This is a genomic window from Bacteroides celer (assembly GCF_002632415.2).
GTDB lineage: Bacteria > Bacteroidota > Bacteroidia > Bacteroidales > Bacteroidaceae > Bacteroides.
In genome coordinates this window covers 2,668,038-2,691,072 of sequence record NZ_CP178209.1, presented here as the reverse complement: position 1 = coordinate 2,691,072, position 23,035 = coordinate 2,668,038, and the positions used below count along the sequence as shown (strand labels likewise).

General features: G+C 43.2%; 20 protein-coding genes. 6 read left to right on the top strand and 14 right to left on the bottom strand.

Annotation, left to right across the window (positions count from 1 at the left end; all coding sequences use genetic code 11):
* Nucleotides 1-44 precede the first annotated feature (44 nt).
* The 14 genes from CJF29_RS10830 to CJF29_RS10765 form a co-directional block, all read right to left on the bottom strand.
* Nucleotides 45-848, bottom strand: coding sequence for a C39 family peptidase (locus CJF29_RS10830; RefSeq protein ID WP_229128642.1), 804 nt, complete (start codon nt 846-848; stop codon nt 45-47).
* A gap of 41 nt (nt 849-889) precedes the next feature.
* Nucleotides 890-1,507 carry an IMPACT family protein gene (locus CJF29_RS10825; RefSeq protein WP_074636540.1) on the bottom strand — a complete coding sequence of 206 codons (618 nt, stop codon included), beginning with the start codon at nt 1,505-1,507 and terminating at the stop codon, nt 890-892.
* 250 nt (nt 1,508-1,757) lie between these two features.
* Nucleotides 1,758-3,005, bottom strand: coding sequence for a DUF1015 domain-containing protein (locus CJF29_RS10820; RefSeq protein WP_099145778.1), 1,248 nt, complete (start codon nt 3,003-3,005; stop codon nt 1,758-1,760).
* Nucleotides 3,006-3,167: 162 nt separating this feature from the next.
* The gene (locus CJF29_RS10815; protein WP_099145779.1) at nt 3,168-4,088 is read right to left on the bottom strand and encodes an NAD(P)-dependent oxidoreductase; all 921 of its coding nucleotides are present in this window, start codon (nt 4,086-4,088) and stop codon (nt 3,168-3,170) included.
* A gap of 98 nt (nt 4,089-4,186) precedes the next feature.
* Nucleotides 4,187-5,254 (bottom strand): 3-phosphoserine/phosphohydroxythreonine transaminase, encoded by a 1,068-nt coding sequence (serC, locus tag CJF29_RS10810; protein WP_099145780.1) that lies wholly within the window; start codon nt 5,252-5,254, stop codon nt 4,187-4,189.
* Nucleotides 5,255-5,459: 205 nt separating this feature from the next.
* A complete protein-coding gene (locus tag CJF29_RS10805; protein WP_099145781.1) occupies nt 5,460-6,794 on the bottom strand; it encodes a DEAD/DEAH box helicase in 1,335 nt (444 codons plus the stop codon).
* A gap of 46 nt (nt 6,795-6,840) precedes the next feature.
* Nucleotides 6,841-7,020 (bottom strand): hypothetical protein, encoded by a 180-nt coding sequence (locus CJF29_RS10800; RefSeq protein ID WP_074557187.1) that lies wholly within the window; start codon nt 7,018-7,020, stop codon nt 6,841-6,843.
* A 247-nt stretch (nt 7,021-7,267) separates the two neighbouring features.
* Nucleotides 7,268-8,542 (bottom strand): NADH:ubiquinone reductase (Na(+)-transporting) subunit F, encoded by a 1,275-nt coding sequence (gene nqrF / locus CJF29_RS10795; protein WP_008022130.1) that lies wholly within the window; start codon nt 8,540-8,542, stop codon nt 7,268-7,270.
* 18 nt (nt 8,543-8,560) lie between these two features.
* Nucleotides 8,561-9,187, bottom strand: a complete 627-nt coding sequence (gene nqrE, locus CJF29_RS10790) for an NADH:ubiquinone reductase (Na(+)-transporting) subunit E (RefSeq protein WP_004306319.1) — start codon at nt 9,185-9,187, stop codon at nt 8,561-8,563.
* Nucleotides 9,188-9,297: 110 nt separating this feature from the next.
* Nucleotides 9,298-9,939 carry an NADH:ubiquinone reductase (Na(+)-transporting) subunit D gene (locus CJF29_RS10785; protein WP_004300389.1) on the bottom strand — a complete coding sequence of 214 codons (642 nt, stop codon included), beginning with the start codon at nt 9,937-9,939 and terminating at the stop codon, nt 9,298-9,300.
* A 21-nt stretch (nt 9,940-9,960) separates the two neighbouring features.
* Nucleotides 9,961-10,635: a Na(+)-translocating NADH-quinone reductase subunit C gene (locus tag CJF29_RS10780; protein WP_004300388.1), complete on the bottom strand. Its 675-nt coding sequence runs from the start codon at nt 10,633-10,635 to the stop codon at nt 9,961-9,963.
* 13 nt (nt 10,636-10,648) lie between these two features.
* Nucleotides 10,649-11,821 (bottom strand): NADH:ubiquinone reductase (Na(+)-transporting) subunit B, encoded by a 1,173-nt coding sequence (locus tag CJF29_RS10775; RefSeq protein ID WP_099145782.1) that lies wholly within the window; start codon nt 11,819-11,821, stop codon nt 10,649-10,651.
* A 122-nt stretch (nt 11,822-11,943) separates the two neighbouring features.
* Nucleotides 11,944-13,293, bottom strand: a complete 1,350-nt coding sequence (locus tag CJF29_RS10770) for a Na(+)-translocating NADH-quinone reductase subunit A (RefSeq protein WP_099145783.1) — start codon at nt 13,291-13,293, stop codon at nt 11,944-11,946.
* 171 nt (nt 13,294-13,464) lie between these two features.
* Nucleotides 13,465-14,859: a C1 family peptidase gene (locus CJF29_RS10765; protein ID WP_099145784.1), complete on the bottom strand. Its 1,395-nt coding sequence runs from the start codon at nt 14,857-14,859 to the stop codon at nt 13,465-13,467.
* 218 nt (nt 14,860-15,077) lie between these two features.
* On the opposite strand from CJF29_RS10765, the gene CJF29_RS10760 reads away from it, so the two are divergent.
* From CJF29_RS10760 to CJF29_RS10735, 6 genes are all read left to right on the top strand, one after another.
* Nucleotides 15,078-16,349, top strand: coding sequence for a BamA/TamA family outer membrane protein (locus CJF29_RS10760; RefSeq protein WP_176553088.1), 1,272 nt, complete (start codon nt 15,078-15,080; stop codon nt 16,347-16,349).
* Between the two features lie 137 nt (nt 16,350-16,486).
* A complete protein-coding gene (locus CJF29_RS10755; RefSeq protein WP_099145786.1) occupies nt 16,487-17,233 on the top strand; it encodes a TolC family protein in 747 nt (248 codons plus the stop codon).
* An 11-nt stretch (nt 17,234-17,244) separates the two neighbouring features.
* Nucleotides 17,245-19,467, top strand: a complete 2,223-nt coding sequence (locus CJF29_RS10750) for a GumC family protein (protein WP_099145787.1) — start codon at nt 17,245-17,247, stop codon at nt 19,465-19,467.
* Entirely contained in the window at nt 19,457-20,779 is a 1,323-nt protein-coding gene (locus CJF29_RS10745) for an O-antigen ligase family protein (protein WP_099145788.1), read from the top strand. Before CJF29_RS10750 ends, CJF29_RS10745 begins: the two co-directional genes overlap by 11 nt.
* Nucleotides 20,780-20,781: 2 nt before the next feature.
* On the top strand, nt 20,782-21,708 hold the full coding sequence (locus CJF29_RS10740) for a glycosyltransferase family 2 protein (protein ID WP_099145789.1): 927 nt from the start codon (nt 20,782-20,784) through the stop codon (nt 21,706-21,708).
* 5 nt (nt 21,709-21,713) lie between these two features.
* Nucleotides 21,714-22,907 carry a glycosyltransferase gene (locus CJF29_RS10735; RefSeq protein ID WP_099145790.1) on the top strand — a complete coding sequence of 398 codons (1,194 nt, stop codon included), beginning with the start codon at nt 21,714-21,716 and terminating at the stop codon, nt 22,905-22,907.
* Nucleotides 22,908-23,035 lie beyond the last annotated feature (128 nt).

The following is a 23,035-nucleotide window of genomic DNA, read 5'->3' as shown; positions in this document are numbered from 1 at the left end:
TTATCTTAATCCTACTACTGAATTTTCCTAACTATGAGTTGCTTCTACTGATTGATAACCTGCGGTAAGGCTACAGACGACACAACCGGAGGAACTATATGAGTCACCTCCTCCAATGGAGGGAGCTTGCCTACTTGTGCAAACAGGGAATTTCGTATCCATTCTCTAGGAGTGACTATGATAAATCGTCCCGTCCAACAACCATCAAAATAGGAAGGGTTACCCGGCTGTTTCTTAATAGGATAACAGATGTTTTCTCCTTTAGTCCGCATCTCCGGCGAACGTCCGGGATCATTCACCCACACATGTTTATCATCAATGCCGCGAAGTACCATCCAATGCCCTCTCGGACCGGGACGCAAACCACGAACTGCGCCTGTATATCTCACATTCACAAGCACAGGAATGCCACGATCAATATAATCTTTCAATATCCGGTAATCTTTCTGCTGGAAATGTTCGGCACTTATCATGTTTTCATAATAACGTGTCAACGAATCAATTTCAAAAGAATAATATCCTCCCTGCCCTATCGAAGTACGGCGACGGAAAGGAGCACGTTTTTTCAGAAAGTAATTCCGCTGATATTCAATTAGTTTCTTTTCTGCATCCTGGGCTGTACGTTGTGTATCAGCCGTCATTCCCTTAAAATAATCAAAGACCATTAACGAAGAAGCCAAAGAGCAATGCGAGTAAGGACATCCCGCGATTTTCTGCGAATACCACGGAACAGGAATATTATTAGGAGCCAGTTTTTGAGCCTCCTGTACTTGTGCCTGCGCCTGAACGCTTATCCATACAAAGGAACTTAAAAACAGACTAAAAAATATGTGACATTTATTTATCATGCGATCCACTCTCTATCTCTATTACCACTCTAATACTTTACCTACAACATATTCTCATCATCAAGAATCCGCGCTGTCTCCACCTTCTCCAAACGTGCACGCAACTTAGACATCATCGAACGACGAATCCGCAATGTCATGCTACAATCCATATCATACGACTGATTAAGAATCTCCGGTTCTTCTTCTTTCACAATGCGCATAACATCGTTCATAAAAGGATATTCAAACATTACCGTCACCTCCTCATCTACCGTCTTTTCTATAATGGTAGCGGCAGCAATAGCTTCAGCAGCAGCAGCCTTGTAAGCAACGATCAATCCGCTCGTTCCCAATTTGATTCCTCCAAAATAACGGACTACTATAATCAGTATATCCGTCAGTTCATTCGAGTTTATCTGTCCGAGAATGGGTTTACCCGCTGTTCCGGAAGGTTCTCCATTATCATTGGCACGGAAATCCTTTCGTGCAGCTCCCAACATATAAGCATAGCATACATGCCGTGCATCATAATACTTTTTCTGATACGTTTCAAGATGCATCTTTATCTCATCGAGAGTACGCACAGGAAGGGCTATAGCAATGAACTTGCTTCGTTTTTCCGTATAAATACCTTCGGAAGGCTCAATGATGGTTTTATAAGTATCTTCAGCAGTCATGTTGCAAAGATACGGCTTTAATAAGAAAAGTCAATCTATCGTTTGGAAATATTAATGTTCCACTTATCAATGATAGGTAGTTGGAGGGATTGAAAATAGTGACGCTATCCAATAAAAATAGTGACGGTATACCACAACGATACCGTCACTATCCCGGGCATATCCCGTCACTATTTTTTCTACATCAATCAAGCGTCACATCTATTGATATAATTCCCGTCAACAATGATTTTCGCATAACAGATATTTCTTAATCTAACTTATGAATCACCAGCCCTGAACGGAGTTTCGGTTCAAACCAAGTAGTCTTCGGCGGCATAATATTGCCTGTATCTGCAATATCCATCAACTGTTTCATAGATACAGGATAGAGAGCCAAAGCCACTTTCATTTCACCACTATCCACACGTTTCTTGAGCTCTCCCAATCCACGGATACCACCTACAAAATCAATACGTTTATCAGAACGCAGATCCTTTATGCCTAAAATTTCATCCAAAATCAGGTTGGAAGAGATTGTAACATCAAGCACCCCAATAGGGTCGTTATCATTATACGTACCGGCCTTAGCGGTCAAGCTATACCATTTACCACCCAAATAGAGTGAAAAATTATGCAAGCCGGACGGTTTATAGATGTCCGCGCCTTTTTCTTCTACTACAAAGTTTTTATCAAGTGCAGCCAAGAATTGTTCAGGAGTCAAACCATTAAGATCTTTCACCACACGGTTGTAATCAATGATGGTCAACTGATTTGCCGGGAAGCAAACAGCCATAAAGTAATTATATTCTTCATCACCGCGATGATTTGGATTCAGTTTTGCTTTCTCTGCTCCCACCAATGCAGCAGCGGCAGAACGGTGATGGCCGTCAGCAATATAAAGGGCAGGCATTTTAGCAAATTCGGCAGTAATTGCAGCAATATCTGCCTCCTGGTCGACAATCCAGAAAGTATGTCCAAAACCATCACCCGGAGCGATAAAGTCATAAACCGGCTTATTTGCTGTATATTTCTTTATAATAACATCCAACTTCTCATTGTCAGGATAAGCAAAGAAAACAGGCTCAATGTTTGCGTTGTTCACACGTACATGTTTCATACGATCCTCTTCCTTGTCACGACGGGTAAGCTCATGCTTTTTGATAATACCATTCATATAATCGGGAACATAAGCACCGACCACCAGTCCGTATTGCGTTTTCCCGTTCATCGTCTGGGCATAGATATAATAGTTTTCCTTATTATCCTGCACCAACCAGCCTTTGTCCTGAAACAGTTGGAAATTCTCGGCAGCTTTAGCATACACCTGTTCGTCGTGTTCATCCGTACCAACAGGGAAATCTATTTCCGGTTTAATAATATGATAAAGAGACTTTTCGTTACCTTCCGCTTCTGCGCGGGCTTCTTCAGAGTTCAATACATCATAAGGACGTGAAGCGACCTGTTCTACGAGGTTTTGCGGAGGACGAATGCCCTTGAAAGGTTTGATTATTGCCATGATATTAGTATTTTATATGTAAAAAATTAAAGCCACAGACTTCTTGAAAATCTGTGGCTCAAATATACTACTTATTTCTAAAAAAGACATTCTGCAACGGATTGTTTTTATTCAGATACTATCATAGTTATCCTGAAAAATCCGGCAGACTTATTCAGAATCTTATTTGTTTACTCTAAATTTCTCGCAACCATCTTTCAGGAAGCCAACAATTTGTTGAGCGGCAGCAATACCGGCATTGATATTTGCTTCAGCAGTTTGAGCACCCATCTTCTTAGGAGTTGAGAAATAACGTCCGGCAAACTTTTCAGCAAACTCTGCGTTAGCAGCAGGCATAATATCTGTGATATATTTGAAGTCTGCACGATCTTCCATCAATTTGATTAGTTCTGCTTCGTTAATCACTTCCTTACGGGCAGTGTTTACCAACATAGCACCTTTCGGCATATCTTTCAACAGAGCATAATTGATAGAGTTCTTTGTTTCGGCAGTTGCCGGAATATGAAGAGATACCACCTGGCAAGTCTTGTACAATTCTTCTGCAGAATCAAGTGCTTTCACACCATCTTTTTCGATTACTTCTTTCGGACAGAATGCATCATAAGCATACACTTCCATTCCGAAACCTTTGGCAACACGAGCTACATTGCGGCCTACGTTTCCATAAGCATGGATACCCAATTTCTTGCCCATCAATTCTGTACCGGAAGTTCCGTTATAGAAGTTACGGACAGCATATACCATCATACCCAAAGCAAGTTCGGCAACAGCATTAGAATTCTGTCCCGGAGTGTTCATCACGCATACATTGTGAGCAGTGGCAGCAGCCAGGTCAACGTTGTCATATCCTGCACCGGCACGGACTACGATTTTCAATTCTTTAGCAGCATCCAGCACCTCTGCATCAACAATATCGCTACGGATAATGATAGCATTAGCATCTTTTACTGCATCCAGCAATTGAGCCTTATCAGTATATTTCTCAAGTAAAGCAAGCTCAAATCCGGCTGCTTCTATTTCTTTACGGATACCATCTACTGCAACTTTAGCAAACGGTTTTTCAGTAGCTACAAGTACTTTCATAATCTAATTCTGTTTATAAAGACTCACCACAGATTACCCAGATTCTCACAGAATTAAAAAATCTGCGTCCGTCTGTGTAATCTGTGGTGAAAATATTATTAATGAAGTTTTTCAAATTCCTGCATGCAGTCGATCAAAGCCTGTACGCTTTCTTTCGGCAGAGCATTGTAGCAAGATGCACGGAAACCACCTACAGAACGGTGTCCTTTGATACCTACCATGCCTCTTTCAGTAGCAAACTTTAAGAAGTCTGCTTCAAATTCCTTGTATTCAGGAGCCATTACGAAACAGATATTCATGCGTGAACGGTCTTCTTTGGCAGCAGTACCAACAAACATTTTGTTACGATCGATTTCAGCATACAGCATATCAGCCTTTTCGATGGCACGACGTTCCATTTCTTTCACACCACCCTGTGCTTTGATCCAGCGCAGGTTCAACAATGCAGCATAGATAGGCACTACCGGAGGAGTATTGAACATAGAACCGTTATCAATGTGTGTCTGATAGTTCAGCATTGACGGGATGTAACGGGAAACCTTACCTACAGCGTCATTCTTAACGATAACGAATGTAACACCTGCAGGAGCCAGATTCTTTTGTGCACCACCATAAATACAGATATATTTAGAAACGTCGATCGGACGTGAGAAAATATCAGAAGACATATCGGCAATCATCGGAACTGGAGAATCGAGGTCTTTCTTCAATTCTGTACCGTAAATTGTGTTGTTAGTCGTGATGTGGAAATAATCTGCGTCTGTTGGGATTGTATAATCTTTGGGGATATAAGTATATGTAGCTTCAGCAGAGGAAGCAACTTCTACAACTTCACCAAACCCTTTAGCTTCTTTCATTGCTTTCTTTGCCCATACACCAGTGTTCAGGTAAGCAGCCTTTTTTTCGAGGAAGTTATAAGGAACCATGCAGAACTCCATACTAGCACCTCCGCCCAAGAACAGTACCGAATAGCCTTCGGGGATATTGAGTAATTCCTTGAATAATGCCTCTGCTTCGTCAACCACAGGTTGGAAGTCTTTGGCGCGGTGGCTGATTTCCATCAAAGAGAGACCAGAGCCGTTGAAATCTAAAATAGCCTTCGCTGTATCCTCTATCACCTCACGCGGAAGAATGGAAGGTCCTGCATTGAAATTATGCTTTTTCATTTGAAGTTTGTTTTTGGTTTAACAATTTCGTTACTTTTGTCTTTTGACCTTGCGAATTTACGAATTTATTTCCGCCGCACAAATCTTTCCTTATAAAAATACTGTTTTAAAGCAGATTTTCCTTTCTTTTTATTGGTTTATACAGGATATATACACCATTTTGTTATCCATAGATGTCAAGTAAGGTATCTTACAGAAAAGATCTTTACTTCGCTTCTTCTATAATAGTCTTCATTCCTTTGATTTTCTCCCCCTGAATCAGATTCAAGAGTTGCTTCACCTTAGCCCGGCGAACAGCGACAAAAGCATAATGTTCTTTGACGTCAATCGCTCCGACATCTTCGCGCGTCAGATTACCTTTTTTATATAAGAATCCGGCAATATCTATCCGGCTAAGTTTCTCCTTTTTTCCTTTACCTATATAAATGGTAGCCCAAACCGATTTCGGAGGACGGGGAGGATTTTCAGGTAACACAACTGTTTCCATATCTTCCGGGATATACGGAGGAAGTTTCTCTTCGGCATGCAAAATCAGATAGGACGTTCCGGTAGCATCCCAACGTGCTGTTCGTCCATTGCGGTGCGTAAAAGCTTCTTCATTCACCGGCAAATGATAATGAACAATATGTCCCACCTCCGGAATATCCAGTCCACGGGCAGCCAAATCGGTAGAAATCAACACATGACAACTGCCGTTACGGAATTTATAGAGCGCACGTTCGCGGTCCGGCTGTTCCATACCACCATGAAAACGTTCCGCAGACAGTTTTTTATCCGCCAATAACTGATGCACACGATCCACTGCATCCCGATGATTACAGAATACGATGCTCGAACTGCTTCCCAATGTACAAAGCAGATTATATAAAGTATCAATCTTATCTTTGGAAGGAGAAAGCACCTTCATCAGTTTCAAACGGGACTCCTGCTCTTCAGAAGCGTCCGAAAGGAAGTCCAACTTCACCGTGCGGTTCAATCCTGTAAATTCAGGAATCTCTTCAGCATCGGTAGCCGAAAGCAATATACGTTTTTTTAATCCCGGAAGTTGTGTGATAATCTCTGCCATTTCATCATGGAAACCAAACTCCAAAGATTTGTCAAACTCATCGATAATTAAAGTCTCGATGGTTTCGGGATTGAAATAACCTTTCGACAGATGGTCGGTGATACGTCCCGGAGTACCGATGATGATAGCAGGGTGATTACCCACTATACTCTTCTTTTCTTCAGCGATAGGATGTCCACCATAACAACAACAGGTTTTCCAGGAAGTCCCCATTGCTTTGAACACAGAGTCTATTTGCAATGCCAACTCACGTGAAGGAACCAGAATCAGTACCTGCACGCTGTCATCATTCGGTTTTAGGGTAAGGAGCAAAGGTAACAGATAAGCCAATGTCTTGCCCGATCCTGTCGGTGACAACAGTATAACGTCTTTTCTTCCGGTAGCTTGTTCAAGTGATGCTTCCTGCATCGGATTCAGCTCTTCAATCTTCAAATTGCGGAGAGCCGCTTGTATAATTTCATTTTTCTCTAACATGGAGGCAAAGATACAAAAAGGAAAGGGTACGGAGACAAAAATACAATCAAACTTTAGCCATACCGGTCAATATATAATAACCTTTCAGGTTGTTCTCTTTCATGTAAATGGTTACTTCTGCCCTACAAGCCGTTACTAATGCATATCCCGTTAAGTTCGAACTCATTGCTTTAACAAATGAATACTCTGTATCATTGTGGATGAAAGATATACGATGATATTCCATAACCTATTGTGTTTAAAAATTCTATTGTGTAGCCAAATATACGAATATAATAGATAAGTACAGATAAAAAAGGAGAACTATCTTTTAAACAGACATAAAATAGATAGAAAACATTGCGTAAAGACATCATGGAACACCCTAAAAAAGAAGCGGGAAACCCAAGAAGCACTACTGCTTTTCAGATTTCCCGCTCTGTTTGATATATTCTTTCCGGTCATTTTACCGACCGGTTGTTCTCTTCCGCGAATTATCCTCCGAAGTTATCGAACATCAGGTTCTGTGCCGGAACGCCAAGATCGTCGAGCATCTTCTCAACAGCTTTCGACATCGGGCCAGGACCACACATATAGTATTCAATATCTTCAGGAGCTTCGTGATTCTTCAGGTAAGTTTCGTAGATTACGTTGTGAACGAATCCCGGAGTATACTTCACGCCTGCAGCATCAGCAGCAGGATCCGGACGGTCGAGTGCCAGATGGAAAGTAAAGTTCGGGAAATCCTTTTCGATTTGCAAGAAATCTTCCAGATAGAACACTTCATTCAGCGCACGAGCACCGTAGAAGTAAGACATCTTACGGTCAGTAGTATGCAATGTCTTGGTCAAGTGCATGATTTGCGCACGCAACGGAGCCATACCGGCACCACCACCAATCCACATCATTTCCTTCTTAGAATCGAAGATTGGGTGGAAGTCTCCGTAAGGACCGCTCATTATTACCTTGTCACCCGGTTTCAGGGTAAAGATATAAGAAGAAGCGATACCCGGCATTACGTCCATAAATCCAGGACCTTGTTCTTTCGGTTTGAACGGCGGAGTAGCGATACGTACTGTCAACATGATACGGTCACCTTCGGCAGGATAGTTGGCCATAGAGTAAGCACGGATTGTTTCCTCGTCGTTCTTACACTTCAGACCCAGCAAACCGAATTTCTCCCATGCAGGAAGATATTCGTCACCAATCAAGCTCTTATCAATGTCCTTATCATAGTCCATTGAAAATTTAGGAATCTTAATCTGTGCGTAAGAACCCGGGATAAAGTCCATGTGTTCGCCTTTAGGCAGAGCAACGATGAACTCTTTGATAAATGTAGCCACATTCTTGTTGGAGATTACTTCACACTCCCACTCTTTCACACCAAGTACAGATTCGTCAATCTTGATTGACATATCGCCTTTCACTTTCACCTGACAACCCAGACGCCAGTGGTCTTGCTGCTGTTTGCGACTGAAGTGAGGAACCTCAGAAGGCAGGATTTCGCCACCTCCTTCGAGTACTTGGCATTTGCACTGTCCGCAAGATCCCTTACCACCACAAGCAGATGACAGGAATATCCCATTTACAGACAGCGTATTCAACAAAGTAGAACCGGAAGCCACTTCCAATTCCTTTTCGCCGTTGATTGTCAGTTTTACGTTTCCTGATGGTACCAAGAAATTCTTGGCAACCAACAAGATTACAACAAGCAACAGAATAACCACAAGGAATACCCCAATGCTCGCTAATATTAAATTCATATCCATTGTCTTATTCCTTTCTTTTTAGATGTTCAAACCAGAGAAACACATAAATGCGATTGCCATCAGACCTACTGTGATAAATGTGATACCCAAGCCCTTCAACGGAGCAGGCACGTCAGAGTAAGCCATTTTCTCGCGGATAGCAGCCAGACCTACGATAGCCAGCAACCAACCGATACCGGAACCCAATGCATAAGAGAGGGCATCCCAAATATCACCAATGTATTTCGGATCACTCGGACCAACGTTAATACGTTGTTGCATAAACAGAGAGGCACCCATGATCGCACAGTTAACGGCAATCAACGGCAGGAAGATACCCAGCGAAGCATACAGTGACGGAGTGAAGCGTTCTACCACCATCTCCACCAATTGCACGATACCGGCAATTACGGCAATGAAAAGAATAAAACTCAAGAAGCTAAGGTCGACACCTTCAATGATAGCATTGGCAGCCAGCACCTTAGTTTGCAACAGGTAGTTGACCGGAAGCGTCACCAGCAACACGAAAGTCACGGCGATACCCAGTCCTACGGCAGTCTTCACATTCTTCGAAACAGCCAGGTATGAACACATACCCAAGAAGAATGCGAATATCATGTTGTCCACAAAGATAGAGCGGACGAATAAACTTAATAAATGTTCCATAATTCTTTTTGATTTATGATTTATGATTTATAATTTATGATTCAGCAGACTTATCATGCGACTATGACTATAAAGCTAGACATAAATCATAATTCAGAAATCAGAAATAATTAATTACTTTGTTCTTGCAATTCTTTATGACGTGCACGTTGATACCAGATAATGCATGCTACGATAATCAATGCCATCGGCGGCATCAACATCAAGCCGTTGTTTACGTATCCGATATTTTGAATCGGTTCATAATTCAGGATATTGAAACCAAGCAATGTTCCCGAACCAAACAATTCGCGGAAGAAAGCAACGATAATCAAAATCTTAGCATAGCCTAAACCATTACCTACACCATCCAAGAAAGACTCCCAAGGACCGTTCTGCATGGCAAATGCTTCCAGACGTCCCATCAAGATACAGTTGGTGATAATCAAACCTACATAAACAGAGAGCTGTACGCTTACGTCGTAAGCAAACGCTTTCAGGATTTCACTTACGATAGTTACCAAAGCAGCTACCACAACCAACTGGACGATGATGCGGATGCGGTTAGGAATCGTCTTACGCAACAGTGAAATAACAACGTTGGCAAATGCAGTAATCACCGTTACTGAAAGTCCCATCACGATGGCAGGCTCCAGCTTTGCGGTAACAGCAAGTGCAGAACAGATACCGAGCACCTGTACGGTTACCGGATTATCAATTCCCAGCGGAGCAGAGAATACTTCTTTATTTTTCTTTGAAAACAGTTGTCCCATATTCTATCTTTCTCCTCCTTATTATTTAGTTAAAAAACTCAAGTAACTATTCAGGCAAGACTTCAACATGGCATCTACACCTACTGAAGTGATTGTACCACCGGAGATACCATCCACTTGGTAATCAGGTTTCTCTACCTTGCCATTTTTTACGACTCCCAAAGTGATAGCTCCATTTTCCAAAGTCTTCTTACCTACAAATTCGTTTTGGAAATGTTCGGTTGCAATTTCAGCACCCAGACCCGGAGTTTCACTAGCGTGTGAGAAGTAAGTACCGTAAACGGTATCTTTATCTTCGTTCAGTGCAACGTATCCCCAGATAGCGCCCCAAAGACCGGCACCGTAAACAGGAACTACATATTTAGTCTGACCGTCCACTTCGCACACAAACACGTGCAGACGTTGTTGTTCTTTCGCTTCTTTCTCGTAGTTGGTAGCAAATTCGCCTGTATTTTCAGTCAGCGTACCGTCTACGTTCATCAGCATGTCCCCTTTCACATATTTCTGATATTCAGCATCCGCATCTTCCACATTCTTAATGTTCAATGCAGCGAGGATTTGTTTCTTAGTGTCCAACTGCACATTCTTGTCTTGTGTAGATTTCAGTGAAGAACTAACGAATGCCAGCAGGAATGCTACGATAATAACCATTACCGAAGCATAAATGATAGTATAACTATTACTATTCGTATTCATTTTCTTTCGGTATTTATTGGTTAGACTTGATAGTGCGTTTCTCGCGACGGCTGATATTGCTTTGTACTACACAGTAGTCAATCAGCGGAGCGAAGATGTTCATCAGCAGGATGGCAAGCATCATACCTTCCGGATAACCCGGATTCAATACGCGGATAACGATAGCCATCACACCGATCAGGAATCCGAAGATATATTTACCTCTTTCTGTACGTGCGGAAGTCACAGGGTCGGTAGCCATAAATACGGCACCGAAGCAGAAACCACCGAGAACGAGGTGTTCGTACCAAGGCATTTGAGCCATTGTGTTGTTTTCCATGCCGATTGAGTTGAATACCCATGCCATAAATGCACCACCGACAAATACGGAAATCATAGTCTTCCAACTAGCAACGCCTGTCCAAAGCAAGATAACCGCACCAATCAGAATAGCGATCACACTGGTTTCACCGATCGAACCCGGAATCAGACCTGTAATCATATCCATGTTGAATGCAGGAACACTACCAGATGTAGCAGCTTGTCCCAGCGGAGTAGCAACGGTAAGTCCGTCTACGCTTTGTCCCAGACCGAAGATACTGTCGCCTGACACCCAAACGGCGTCACCGGACATCTTAGTCGGATATGCGAAGAACAAGAATGCACGAGTAATCAACGCAACGTTGAAAACGTTCATACCTGTACCACCGAATACTTCTTTTGCGAAAATAACAGAGAATGCAGTAGCTACGGCAAGAATCCACAGCGGACAGTCTACCGGAACGATCATCGGGATCAAGATACCGGAAACGAGGAATCCCTCCTGTATTTCTTCTTTCTTCCATTGAGCTACCACGAACTCAATACCCAAACCTACTACATAAGATACGATAATTTTAGGCAGTACTGCCAGGAATCCGTATGCAAACATTTCGATAAAGCTACCACTAGCACCCGTGTGAGTGAAATGCTGGTAACCTACGTTATACATACCGAACAGCAAAGCCGGTACCAACGAAATAACCACAATCGACATGATACGCTTGCTATCAATTGCGTCATGTATGTGCGTTCCCGTTTTCGCAGTCTTGTTGGGCACGAACAGGAATGTTTCGAAGCCGTCAAACACCGACTGGAATGCGTGGAATTTGCCGCCCTCTTCAAAGTTCGGCTTTATCTTATCGAGATAATTTCTTAACGCTTTCATTTATTAAATTGAGAATTGAAAATTGAGAATCGAGAAAAGGCTACGCTGTGTTTACCAGAAGACAATTTCATAAAGTCTCAACTATCATTTTTAATTTTTACTTTTTACTTTTTTTAATTCTCCTATGCCATTTCCGAACGGAGCATATCAAGTCCGGCACGAACGATGCGTTGCAGTTCCATCTTCGAAGAGCAGACGAATTCGCAAAGAGCGAAATCTTCAGGAGCCACTTCATAGATGCCAAGCGCTTCCATACGGTCGATGTCACCGGCGATGATTGCTTTAATCAGATATTCGGGCAGAATGTCCATCGGGAATACCTTATCGTATTCACCCGACATAATCATGTGACGTTCACCACCTTTGATACGGGCATCCAACGTATATTCCTTCTTACCCATCAACCAGCTGAAATAAGAATGGTTGGCACTGAACTGGTTGAAGCGCGGCATGATCCATCCGAGCATTTCGTGAATGTCGTCACCTTCGGGGATAACAGTCAGTTGGCTGTGGAATGCGCCCAAGAATCCGTTCGGAGAAACTTGCTTTCCTGTCAGTACGTTACCGCTGATATAGCGTAAGTCTTTGTCTTTTGTTACATTGCCGGCAAACACGTTGGTGAGCAATGCGCCTACCTGGAGTTTGCAGTATGCAGGTTTCAACACTTCGGAACCTGTCACAGCTACTGTACGGGTGAAATCTACATGGCCTGTATTGAAAAGGCGACCGATGAAGATTACGGCTTGCGGATCAATGGTCCATACCGTTTCGCCCTTGGATACGGGGTCGAGGTGGTTGATCTGAACGCCTACATTACCTGCAGGGTTCGGTCCGTCGAATGCGGTGATTGTAACGTTCTTAGCCTGTGTCAGTGCAGCAGCGTTCTGTTTCACACTGATGTTCAGGTAGGTTTTTGCCAGTTTGGCAAGAGCATCAAGCCCTGTCTGGAAGTTTGCTTCTTCGCCTTTGAGGGCGAACTCGAAATCCGGAGCCAATGGATTGGTATCGAATGCGGAGATGAAGATTCCTTTCGGGGTTACCGTCGGATCTGCAATGATGTCATAAGGACGCTGTTTGATAAACGCGAAAAGTCCGGCTTCCAACAGAGCGGATTTCACAGCTTCAGCATCCATTGAAGCAACATTCTTTTTCCCAAAATCTTCATAGTCCTGCTCTGCAGCAGCTTCTACTACGATGTTCAATACCTTACGACGAGCACCACGTTCTACACTCGTCACCACGCCGCTCACCGGCGAAACAAATTTCACTTCAGGATGATACTTGTCGATAAACAAGGGTCCACCAGCCATTACATATTCCTGCTCTTTCACAACTACCTTAGGCGTCACTCCAGGAAAGTCATCGGGTACAAGTGCGTAGAATCCCGGTTCTTTTACTGTTGCGTACGTTTCAGCAGCTTTTCCTTTCAGGTTTATGTCAAGGCCTTTACGTAACTTTATTACATTTGCCATGCTATATAAAATAATGGTTTCATAAATTTGCCGCAAAAGTAATAAATAAGATTGGGATTCGGGAGGAAAAAAGAAAGGAATTACGGATATTTTTCCGTAATTCCTTTCGTGTTCGTGCACATATCTTCTTTCTTTTGTCTTGAAACCAAAGTAAGAAGCAAAGAAAAAGAGCTATTCGGCAAACATAGGATCCCAGGCAGGAAGTCGGATAGGCTTCTGTTTCAACACCTCGAGAGTTTTTTTCGATGCATATTTCGTTTCTACTACCAGACGGAACATATATTCGTTAAACCAATCATCCGTCATGATGAGATAACCCTGATAACCGGCAGCAGGGCCCCAACTATTTTCAACCATCCATTTCGTCGGTTTTCCGTTTTTGTCAAGATCAACAGCCATAAGAGTCATGGCGTGACTGGAGCCACTGGCAAAACTTTGAATGCGTTGCTTCTTGTTCATGCCAAAAGAAGTACCCATAAGAGATTCGTAGTCGTAGTTTTTGACATCCAGCAGACCACGGTCAGAATTCAGGAACTTACCTACATCGCAAGAGAAATACATCATCGTGCTATCCTTGAGAGAAGAAATAGCCATTTCTTTGATATCCTCGATGGGAAGATTGACATACGTCCAGTTTTTGCCGTCGTAACGGTGGCGGTCGTAGTCTATCTCATAACACTTATAATATTCACGGCTCGGATCGTTCATTAACATGACATAATTATCAATCAGTTTTTCATCACCATACTTTTTCAGGAAAGAAAGCGGAGTGTAAGTTTCGGTAGACACAGGCTCACCCTTAGCGTTATATTCAGCCCAGGTAAATTCAGTAGGAGGAACACCGAGATTCAACACTAACATGCGGTAGATGGTGCTCAACATCTCTGTTTTTGTTTTCTCAAGGGCAGCAGGCTTGACACCTTGCGCGGCGAGATCACGGAGTTGAAGCCCCTGTTCACGAAGTTTCAGGGCGATCAGACCTGCCATACGGGAGGTATTCTCACTACTGTTGGTTTCCGGCATCACATCTTTGGGAACAAGCCCGTATTTACTGACGATATCGGCTACACCGGTAAATGTTCCACCGTCACTCAAAGGATTACGGAAGAGCCATTCCACCATTTTATCATCCATCGGCTTACTGCTGGTGTCGATAATACCTTGTAGAAAGAGGTTGGCTTTCTCCAGCTGATCGAAGAAGAAAGGATAAGTTTGCGAGAATTCGAAGGAACCGAGGTTATGCTTGGCGATCGCTTTGGCACGCATCACATTCAAACCTGTGAAAAGCCAGCAACGGCCGGAAGATTTCTGATCGGTGATACCTTTGGAAGGCACTTTGATGGAGAAATGCGTATCCATCCCTTTCAGGTTATCCTGATTGAGAGCCAGTTTACGAATGTCGTTGCTACCGACAGCATTGCGGATAGCCTTGTCGGTAGGAGTGTTTGCGTAACTCTGCTTGATTTGTTGCATCATGGAGTCGCTGATGCCTCCTTTCACTTCTTGCGCTTGTGTAGAATAAGAAAAAGCACATAAAACAAAAATTGATAAAATCTGTTTATTCATTGATATAAGTAATTAATTAATAGGCTGACGGATCATGATACACTAATAAATACGGTTTAAATGTATGAGATTAAATCATGCGATTTTATTTATCAGCATATCGAAAAACATCATATTCCGCAAAAATACGATTCTTTTTTAGATTTATTATCTAAGAATATCAAAACTAATCGGAATAAAAGAGTTTTCTTTGCAGTCGAATTCCTCACAGAGAAATTATGAAGAAATATATAATAGGAATATTGATGATGCTTCCATCCATCAATATGATGTCAGCCGCGGCTGACAGTACGGCAGTAAAGAGCGATGAACTGCAAAGGTCTACAACTTCTATCAGTGATACTACTCCTACAGATATTGAAGACATCCCGTCAGATACCATTCCTGCCCTTTCAAAGCGCGAGTTGCGCCGCCAGCGTGTAGCAAAACGAAATTTGCACTATAACATATTAGGTGGTCCCAGCTACACACCGGACTTCGGTGTATTGGTAGGCGGTAGCGCCTTGATGACGTTCCGGATGAATCCGAGTGATACCACCCAACGACGTTCGGTAGTGCCAGTGGCCATTGCCTTGATGTTCAAAGGTGGGCTGAACTTGATGACAAAACCACAACTTTTCTTTAAAGGAGACCGCTTCCGTATCTTCGGAACTTTTTCTTATAAAAATACGATCGAGAACTTTTATGGCATCGGCTATTCCACTAATAAAGATTATGAACGTGGAGAAGATACCAGCGAATACCGTTACAGCGGCATCCGAGTAAACCCCTGGTTCCTGTTCCGTCTGGGAGAAAGCAACATTTTTGCAGGTCCCCAAGTCGATTTGAACTATGATAAAATTACCAAGCCGGCTGCCGGAATGGTTAATGAACCCTCGTATATGGCGGCAGGAGGTACAGAAAGCGGATACGAAAATTTCAGCTCCGGACTCGGTTTCCTGCTGACGTATGACACACGTGATATTCCCGCCAATGCTTATAACGGAACTTACCTTGACTTCCGGGGAATGATGTACAATAAAACGTTCGGCAGTGATAATAACTTTTACCGTTTGGAAATCGATTACCGCCAATACAAAACAGTAGGACGCCGCAAAGTGATAGCCTGGACAGTGCAAAGCAAAAACGCATTCGGAGATGTACCCCTAACGAAATATGTACTTAGCGGAACTCCTTTCGATCTTCGCGGTTACTACATGGGACAGTTTCGCGACAAGTCCTCACATGTCATGATGGCCGAATACCGCCAGATGATAAATACGGACAAAAGCACTTGGGTAAAAAAGATGTTAAGTCATATAGGATATGTGGCCTGGGGAGGATGCGGTTTCATGGGCCCCACTCCGGGCAAGATAGAAGGTGTGCTTCCCAACCTCGGATTGGGATTACGTATCGAAGTTCAACCCCGTATGAATGTACGCCTTGATTTCGGCAGAGACATGGTGAACAAGCAGAATTTGTTCTACTTCAACATGACAGAAGCCTTTTGACGCCATTTACGCGACAAATTGTGCACAATTTACAAGAAAGATTGTAAAATAGATAATAAAAGACTGCACATAAATGAAATTAATCCTTATATTTGCGCAAGCTATAACACAGCAAGAGCAAATAATAGGATTTTTTTATGAAGCAATTTATATGTTTTTTTTCAGGGTTATTACTTCTGTTCGTCTCTACCACCCGTGTAGTTGCACAAGAAGTGTCTGACTATTCTCAACTAAGTGAAGAAGATTATAGTAAAATAGTTCTCCCCCCACTATCCGTTTTATTCGAAAATGCCAAGAACAGCCCCATTTATGAGATGGCGGACGTAAAGGCGAGAATCGAGCGCAAATTACTCCAAAAAGAGAAATGGTCATTTCTAGGTTTCTTCAGTCTACGGGGAAGCTATCAATACGGAATGTTCGGTAATGAGTCCACCTATACGGACGTGGCAGTCGCCCCATATCTTACCTACTCCACCCAGGCACAAAATGGTTACACAGTAGGCGCAGGTTTGAGCATCCCATTGGACGACCTATTCGACCTCAAGGGTAAAATCAGCCGGCAAAGGCTCACATTACGTAGTGCAGAATTGGAACGGGAAGTGAAGTACGACGAAATTAAGAAGAATATTATTGAGATGTATGCGATGGCTACCTCACAGATAAGAGTACTTAAAATGAGAAGTGAAAGTTTGGTACTTGCTAATGTGCAATATGAAATTTCTGAAAAGAATTTTGCCAACGGAACCATAGATTCTTCCGACTTGGCCGTAGATAAAGAAAGGCAGTCAACTGCACGTGAGGCATATGAGAATAGCAAGTTTGAATTGACCAAAAGCTTGATGATACTCGAGGTTATTTCGCGAACTCCCCTAATACGAAAATAAAAGAATAAAATATGAACTTCATCATTTCTATCATACGGACCCTCTTTCGCCACCGTTGGCTAATACTGATAGGGACCGCTATCTTCACATTACTCGTTTTCTACTATACGCGTCACATGCAAGGTGGATACGACGTGAAAGCAACACTTTATACGGGAGTAGCTTCAGGATATAACCTGGAAAGCGATAAACGCACAGACTGGGCGACAGTACAAAATTCGATGGACAACTTGATAAGTATCATGCAAGCCGAGAGCACGCTGAAAAGAGTATTCCTGCGATTATTTGCCCGTGTACTTATCCAGGGAAATCCGGACAATGACAACGACGGAGTCACCCCATCCAGCTACAATTACACCTATAACCACTTAAAAAACAGTCCGCATGGACCGGAAATATTAAAGCTGATCGACAAATCGAGCGAAGATAAAACAGTTGCCAATCTGGAAGCATATATGCGTCCGAAAAAAGGTAACTACATCTATGAAATGTTCTACTACAATCACCCTTTCTATAGCTACAACGCTTTGAAAAACATCAAAGTGCAACGCCGGCTCACGAGTGATTTGCTGGACATCAGTTATACTTCCGGCGATCCCGGCATAGCCTACAACACGGTAAGCATCCTGATGGACGAATTTGTGGAAGAATACCGCCGTATTCGCTACGGAGAAACAGACAAAGTCATCAAATACTTTGAGGAAGAGTTGAAACGCATCGGCAAAAAACTCAACTCGGAGGAAGACGACCTGACCAAGTACAACGTAGAAAAACGTATCATCAACTATCTGGACGAAACCAAAGAAATCGCGGCCATCAGTAAAGAATTCGAGCTACGGGAACAAGATGCACTTTTTGCATATAACAGTACCAAGTCGATGCTCGAAGAACTGGAGAAGCACATGGACAGCAATGCCAAGCAAGTGCTCAAGAATATGGAATTTGTGGACAAATTAAGAGAAGCATCCAATATCACCAGTAAAATCTCAGAAGTGGAAGCGATGAGCGACTCCAAACAAAAAGATACCGAATCTCTGACAGGTGACAAAAAACGATTGAGCGAACTTAAACAGGAACTGAATGATTTAACCACTTCCTACGTAAGTCATAAATACACCAAAGAGGGCGCCAGCCGGACCAATATCATCGACCAATGGCTGGAGCAAACTCTGTTGTTTGAAAAAGCTAAGGCCGAACTACTAATTGTGCAAAATGCCCGTCAGGAATTGAACGACCGTTATGTATTTTTTGCCCCTGTAGGTACCACCATCAAGCAAAAAGAACGTTCCATCAACTTTACGGAACGCAGTTACCTGACCGTGTTACAGAGCTACAACGAAGCCCTGTTGAGAAAGAAAAATCTGGAAATGACTTCTGCTACATTGAAAGTGCTCAATGAACCGACCTATCCGATTGCATCCAATTCAACCAACCGCAAGCAGATTGTCATTGCCGCCTGCATAGGTAGTTTTCTGATAATCATCGCTCTATTATTATTAATCGAGATTCTTGACAGAACGTTGCGTGATGCAAACCGAACCAAACGAGTGACCGGATTTAAGGTAATAGGAGCCGTTCCCAGCCCCTCCTCTTCCCGTTATGGCGGACTAGCCAAAACTTACGTCCAACTCTCCATCAAAGAATTGAGCAACTCCATACTCCGCTTCCTGACAAAGCGGAAATCCCCCGGAGTATTTATCATCAACCTGTTCAGTACCAGCGAAAACTCCGGTGAGGACATCGTTGGAAATCTGATCTGCGGATATATGCAAAGCCGGATGTTAAATACGAGATTCATCACGTATGGAGAAGATTTTAACACAGATTCTACTCAATATCTGCTTGCAAAAAACATTACCGATTTTTATACCCTGCAAGGAGAAGACATACTAATCGTTGCCTATCCGCCATTGTCGTCAAGCAATATCCCGACTGCACTGTTGCACGACGCTAATGTCAACATTTTGGTCAGCCCGGCAGACCGCGGATGGAAAACCATCGACAAACAACTTTGCGAACAGCTCACGACACAAATGGGTAAAACGGATGTTCCGTTCCGTGTGTGCCTGACCAACGCCAAGCGTGAGGCAGTGGAAGATTTCACCGGACAACTTCCGCCATATACCTTATTACGTAGAGTCAGCTATCGTTTCAGCCAATTGTCACTTACAGAAAAAATCATATTCAATCTAAGTAGAAAAGCGAAAGAGACTGAAGAAGACGATGACGAATAATAAGATAGTGACTTTCCATATCCTGCTTGCTTTACAATTTGTGTTGGTTGCAGCAGGAATGTTAGTAAATATCAAGGTAGGGTTATTCTCTATGATCATTATCTTGTTATTTACTACTATCTGTTTGATACAACTTAACAATGATGAACAAACCAACTGGAAAGCAGGTCAAAACATCATGACCTATATGTTCACAATCTGGTTGTGCTTCTATCTTCTCGAAATTCTTAATCCCAACAACGTGCTGGCAGCATGGAACATCAACCTTACACCTTATGCGCTGATACCTTTAATATGCGCCTTTGTTGTTCCGCTCGTTGTCCGCACAAAAAAAGACATCGAGCTGCTATTAATCATCTGGTCGGTATTCGTCCTCGTCTTTACGATAAAAGGTTACTGGCAAAAAAACTATGGTTTCAGCTCCAAAGACCTCTATTTCCTGCACGTGCTGGGCGGATGGCGTACACATATCATCTGGTCGGGTATCCGCTATTTTTCCTGCTTCTCCGACGCAGCAAACTACGGAGTACATGCCGCCATGTCCGCTGTAGTCTTTGCCATCTCCGCCTTCTTTGTGGAGTCCAAATGGCTACGCATTTACTTCCTCTGCATCGCCGTCGGGGGACTTTACGGAATGGGGATTTCGGGAACCCGTGCAGCTATGGGAGTCATCATGGGAGGAATGTTGATGATAACCGTCATTGCCAAAAATTGGAAAGCGTTATTGGCAGGTATATTCATATCCATCAGCGTTTTCGTGTTCTTCAGTTATACCAATATCGGAAGCGGGAACCAATATATCCACAAGATGCGCTCCTCTTTCCATCCGTCCGAAGACGCTTCCTACCAGGTGCGTGTCGAAAACCGGCAAAGAATGAAAGAGTTGATGGCAAAGAAACCGTTAGGCTACGGCATTGGACTCTCCAAAGCCGGTAACTTCGATTCACGAGAGCAAATGCCCTACCCTCCCGACTCATGGCTAGTCAGCGTATGGGTGGAAACGGGAATTGTGGGACTGATACTCTACCTTTCCATACACGGCATTCTCTTTGCCTGGTGCTCCTGGATACTCATGTTTAAAGTACGCAACAAAGGCCTGCGTGGACTTATCGCGGCATGGCTTTGTATGGATGCCGGATTTTTTATCGCCACTTATGTCAACGACATTATGCAGTATCCCAACCAGTTGCCCGTATACATAGGCTTTGCACTCTGTTTTGCAGCTCCACATATCGACAAGCGTATCAGTGAAAAAAAAGAAGAAAGCGAAGAAAAAGAACGGCTGCTATCTAATAACGAAATCAACGAATAAGAATGACAAACAGTAGTCCCGACATATCATTTATTACCATCTGTTACAACGGGTTCAAAGACACCTGTGAACTAATAGAATCACTGCACAAAAAGCTGAAGTCTGTGAGCTATGAAATCATAGTGGTAGACAATGCTTCACGCGAAGATGAAGCAGCCAAAATACACGAATTATACCCAACGGTTATCAGCATCCGCAGCAATGAGAACGGAGGTTTTTCCGGTGGTAACAACATTGGCATCCGTGCAGCAAAAGGCAAATACATTTTCCTTATCAATAACGATACCTATATCGAATCCGATGAAATCGCCTACCTGGTGGAACGATTGGAAAGTCGTCCGGAAATCGGGGGCGTGTCTCCTAAAATACGTTTCGCCTTTCCGCCGCAACACATACAGTTTGCAGGATTCACCCCGCTGACAAAGATAACATTGCGCAACAATATGCTGGGTTTCGACTGTCCCGATGACGGAAGCTACGATACCCCCCATCCTACCCCCTATCTACACGGGGCAGCCATGATTATCAAACGCGAAGTGATCGAAAAAATCGGAATGATGCCGGAAATCTTCTTCCTTTATTACGAAGAACTCGACTGGAGCACAAGTATGACCCGTGCCGGCTACGAGCTATGGTATGAGCCGCGTTGCACTGTTTTTCATAAAGAAAGCCAAAGCACCGGTCAACTAAGCAAACTACGCACCTATTTCCTGACACGAAATCGCCTGCTCTATGCCCGCCGTAATATGAAAGGCATGGAACGATTGATGTCCGTACTTTACCAGAGCACCATTGCAGCCGGCAAAAACAGTCTGTCATTCGCTTTCAAAGGCCGTTTCGACCTGTTTTGTGCCACCTATTATGGAGTCTGCACAGGGCTATTCATGTCTTCATCAGATACTAACAATAGCACACTTAAAAAACTCTAGATACTATGAACATTATTGACTGGATTCTCTACATTCCCCTGGTATTTTGCGTATGCTACCTATTGCTATACGCTATTGCCTCCAAGTTTTACCGGGCTCCCCAATACCCCGAAGCCCGTACGCTCCGACGCATCGTCGTGCTCTTTCCCGCCTACAAGGAAGACCGCGTGATTGTTGCTTCCATACAGAGCTTTCTTGAACAGGATTATCCGAAGGAACTCTATGAGATCATAGTCATTTCCGATCAGATGCGACCGGAAACAAACGACGCTCTGGCAGCCCTTCCCATCCGCCTGTTGATGGCAAATTACAAGGAAAGTTCGAAAGCCAAAGCACTGGCAATGGCCATGGATTCCATTGATACAAATGCATTCGACATTGTAGTCATCATGGATGCCGACAACATAACCACGCCCGATTTCCTGTCTACCATCAACCGTGTTTTTGACAGCGGCATAAAATCCGTACAGGCGCACCGTACAGGAAAGAATCTGAACACAGACATTTCCGTGCTCGACAGCGCCAGCGAAGAAATAAACAATGGATTCTTCCGCAGCGGACACAACGCTGTAGGACTTTCTGCCGGGCTATCAGGTTCGGGAATGGCTTTTGAAGCAAAATGGTTTCACCAGCAAGTGAAATATCTCCAGACAGCAGGTGAAGACAAAGAATTGGAAGCCATGCTTTTACAACAGCACATCTACACCGTTTATCTGCCCGACCTGCTTGTGTTCGATGAGAAAACACAAAAAAAAGAAGCCATCAGCAACCAGCGCAAACGCTGGATAGCCGCACAATTTGGCGCTCTTCGCGCTTCGTTGCCACATTTACCCAAAGCACTTTTACAAGGGAATATAGACTATTGTAATAAGATACTCCAATGGATGCTTCCTCCACGGCTGGTTCAATTGGCAGGAGTCTTTGGACTGACATTCGTTTTTACCGTTATCGGCATTATATTAAGTTTGTACAATGGCGGCCACGAATGGATGATAGCAATAAAATGGTGGATATTGTCAGCGGCACAAGTAGCGGCCATGACGCTACCTATATCGGGCGGTAAATTATTCACTAAGCAGGTAGGAAAAGCCATTCTAAAAGTTCCGATGCTGGCAGTCACCATGATAGGTAACTTATTCAAATTAAAAGGGGCCAATAGAAAGTTCATCCATACAGAACATGGCGAACATCGTAAATAAATAAGGATTGATAAATAGACAACTGATAAACAGACAGTGCAGCAAACAGACAACGCAACAAACAAAACAGAGCGAAGTTTCTTCAGAAATACCTCGCTCTGTTTGTTTACCCTATGATGTATTAATAC

Bases quoted from the DNA above. Each gene is read 5' to 3' on its own strand.
- CJF29_RS10815 (WP_099145779.1), bottom strand. From the start codon at position 4,088: ATGAAAGTACTTGTAGCTACTGAAAAACCGTTTGCTAAAGTTGCAGTA.
- CJF29_RS10765 (WP_099145784.1), bottom strand. From the start codon at position 14,859: ATGAATAAACAGATTTTATCAATTTTTGTTTTATGTGCTTTTTCTTAT.
- CJF29_RS10755 (WP_099145786.1), top strand. From the start codon at position 16,487: ATGAAGCAATTTATATGTTTTTTTTCAGGGTTATTACTTCTGTTCGTC.
- CJF29_RS10740 (WP_099145789.1), top strand. From the start codon at position 20,782: ATGACAAACAGTAGTCCCGACATATCATTTATTACCATCTGTTACAAC.
- CJF29_RS10735 (WP_099145790.1), top strand. From the start codon at position 21,714: ATGAACATTATTGACTGGATTCTCTACATTCCCCTGGTATTTTGCGTA.
- CJF29_RS10745 (WP_099145788.1), top strand. From the start codon at position 19,457: ATGACGAATAATAAGATAGTGACTTTCCATATCCTGCTTGCTTTACAA.
- CJF29_RS10780 (WP_004300388.1), bottom strand. From the start codon at position 10,635: ATGAATACGAATAGTAATAGTTATACTATCATTTATGCTTCGGTAATG.
- CJF29_RS10830 (WP_229128642.1), bottom strand. From the start codon at position 848: ATGATAAATAAATGTCACATATTTTTTAGTCTGTTTTTAAGTTCCTTT.
- CJF29_RS10760 (WP_176553088.1), top strand. From the start codon at position 15,078: ATGAAGAAATATATAATAGGAATATTGATGATGCTTCCATCCATCAAT.
- CJF29_RS10825 (WP_074636540.1), bottom strand. From the start codon at position 1,507: ATGACTGCTGAAGATACTTATAAAACCATCATTGAGCCTTCCGAAGGT.
- CJF29_RS10800 (WP_074557187.1), bottom strand. From the start codon at position 7,020: ATGGAATATCATCGTATATCTTTCATCCACAATGATACAGAGTATTCA.
- CJF29_RS10770 (WP_099145783.1), bottom strand. From the start codon at position 13,293: ATGGCAAATGTAATAAAGTTACGTAAAGGCCTTGACATAAACCTGAAA.
- CJF29_RS10750 (WP_099145787.1), top strand. From the start codon at position 17,245: ATGAACTTCATCATTTCTATCATACGGACCCTCTTTCGCCACCGTTGG.
- CJF29_RS10805 (WP_099145781.1), bottom strand. From the start codon at position 6,794: ATGTTAGAGAAAAATGAAATTATACAAGCGGCTCTCCGCAATTTGAAG.
- serC (WP_099145780.1), bottom strand. From the start codon at position 5,254: ATGAAAAAGCATAATTTCAATGCAGGACCTTCCATTCTTCCGCGTGAG.
- CJF29_RS10785 (WP_004300389.1), bottom strand. From the start codon at position 9,939: ATGGGACAACTGTTTTCAAAGAAAAATAAAGAAGTATTCTCTGCTCCG.
- nqrF (WP_008022130.1), bottom strand. From the start codon at position 8,542: ATGGATATGAATTTAATATTAGCGAGCATTGGGGTATTCCTTGTGGTT.
- CJF29_RS10820 (WP_099145778.1), bottom strand. From the start codon at position 3,005: ATGGCAATAATCAAACCTTTCAAGGGCATTCGTCCTCCGCAAAACCTC.
- nqrE (WP_004306319.1), bottom strand. From the start codon at position 9,187: ATGGAACATTTATTAAGTTTATTCGTCCGCTCTATCTTTGTGGACAAC.
- CJF29_RS10775 (WP_099145782.1), bottom strand. From the start codon at position 11,821: ATGAAAGCGTTAAGAAATTATCTCGATAAGATAAAGCCGAACTTTGAA.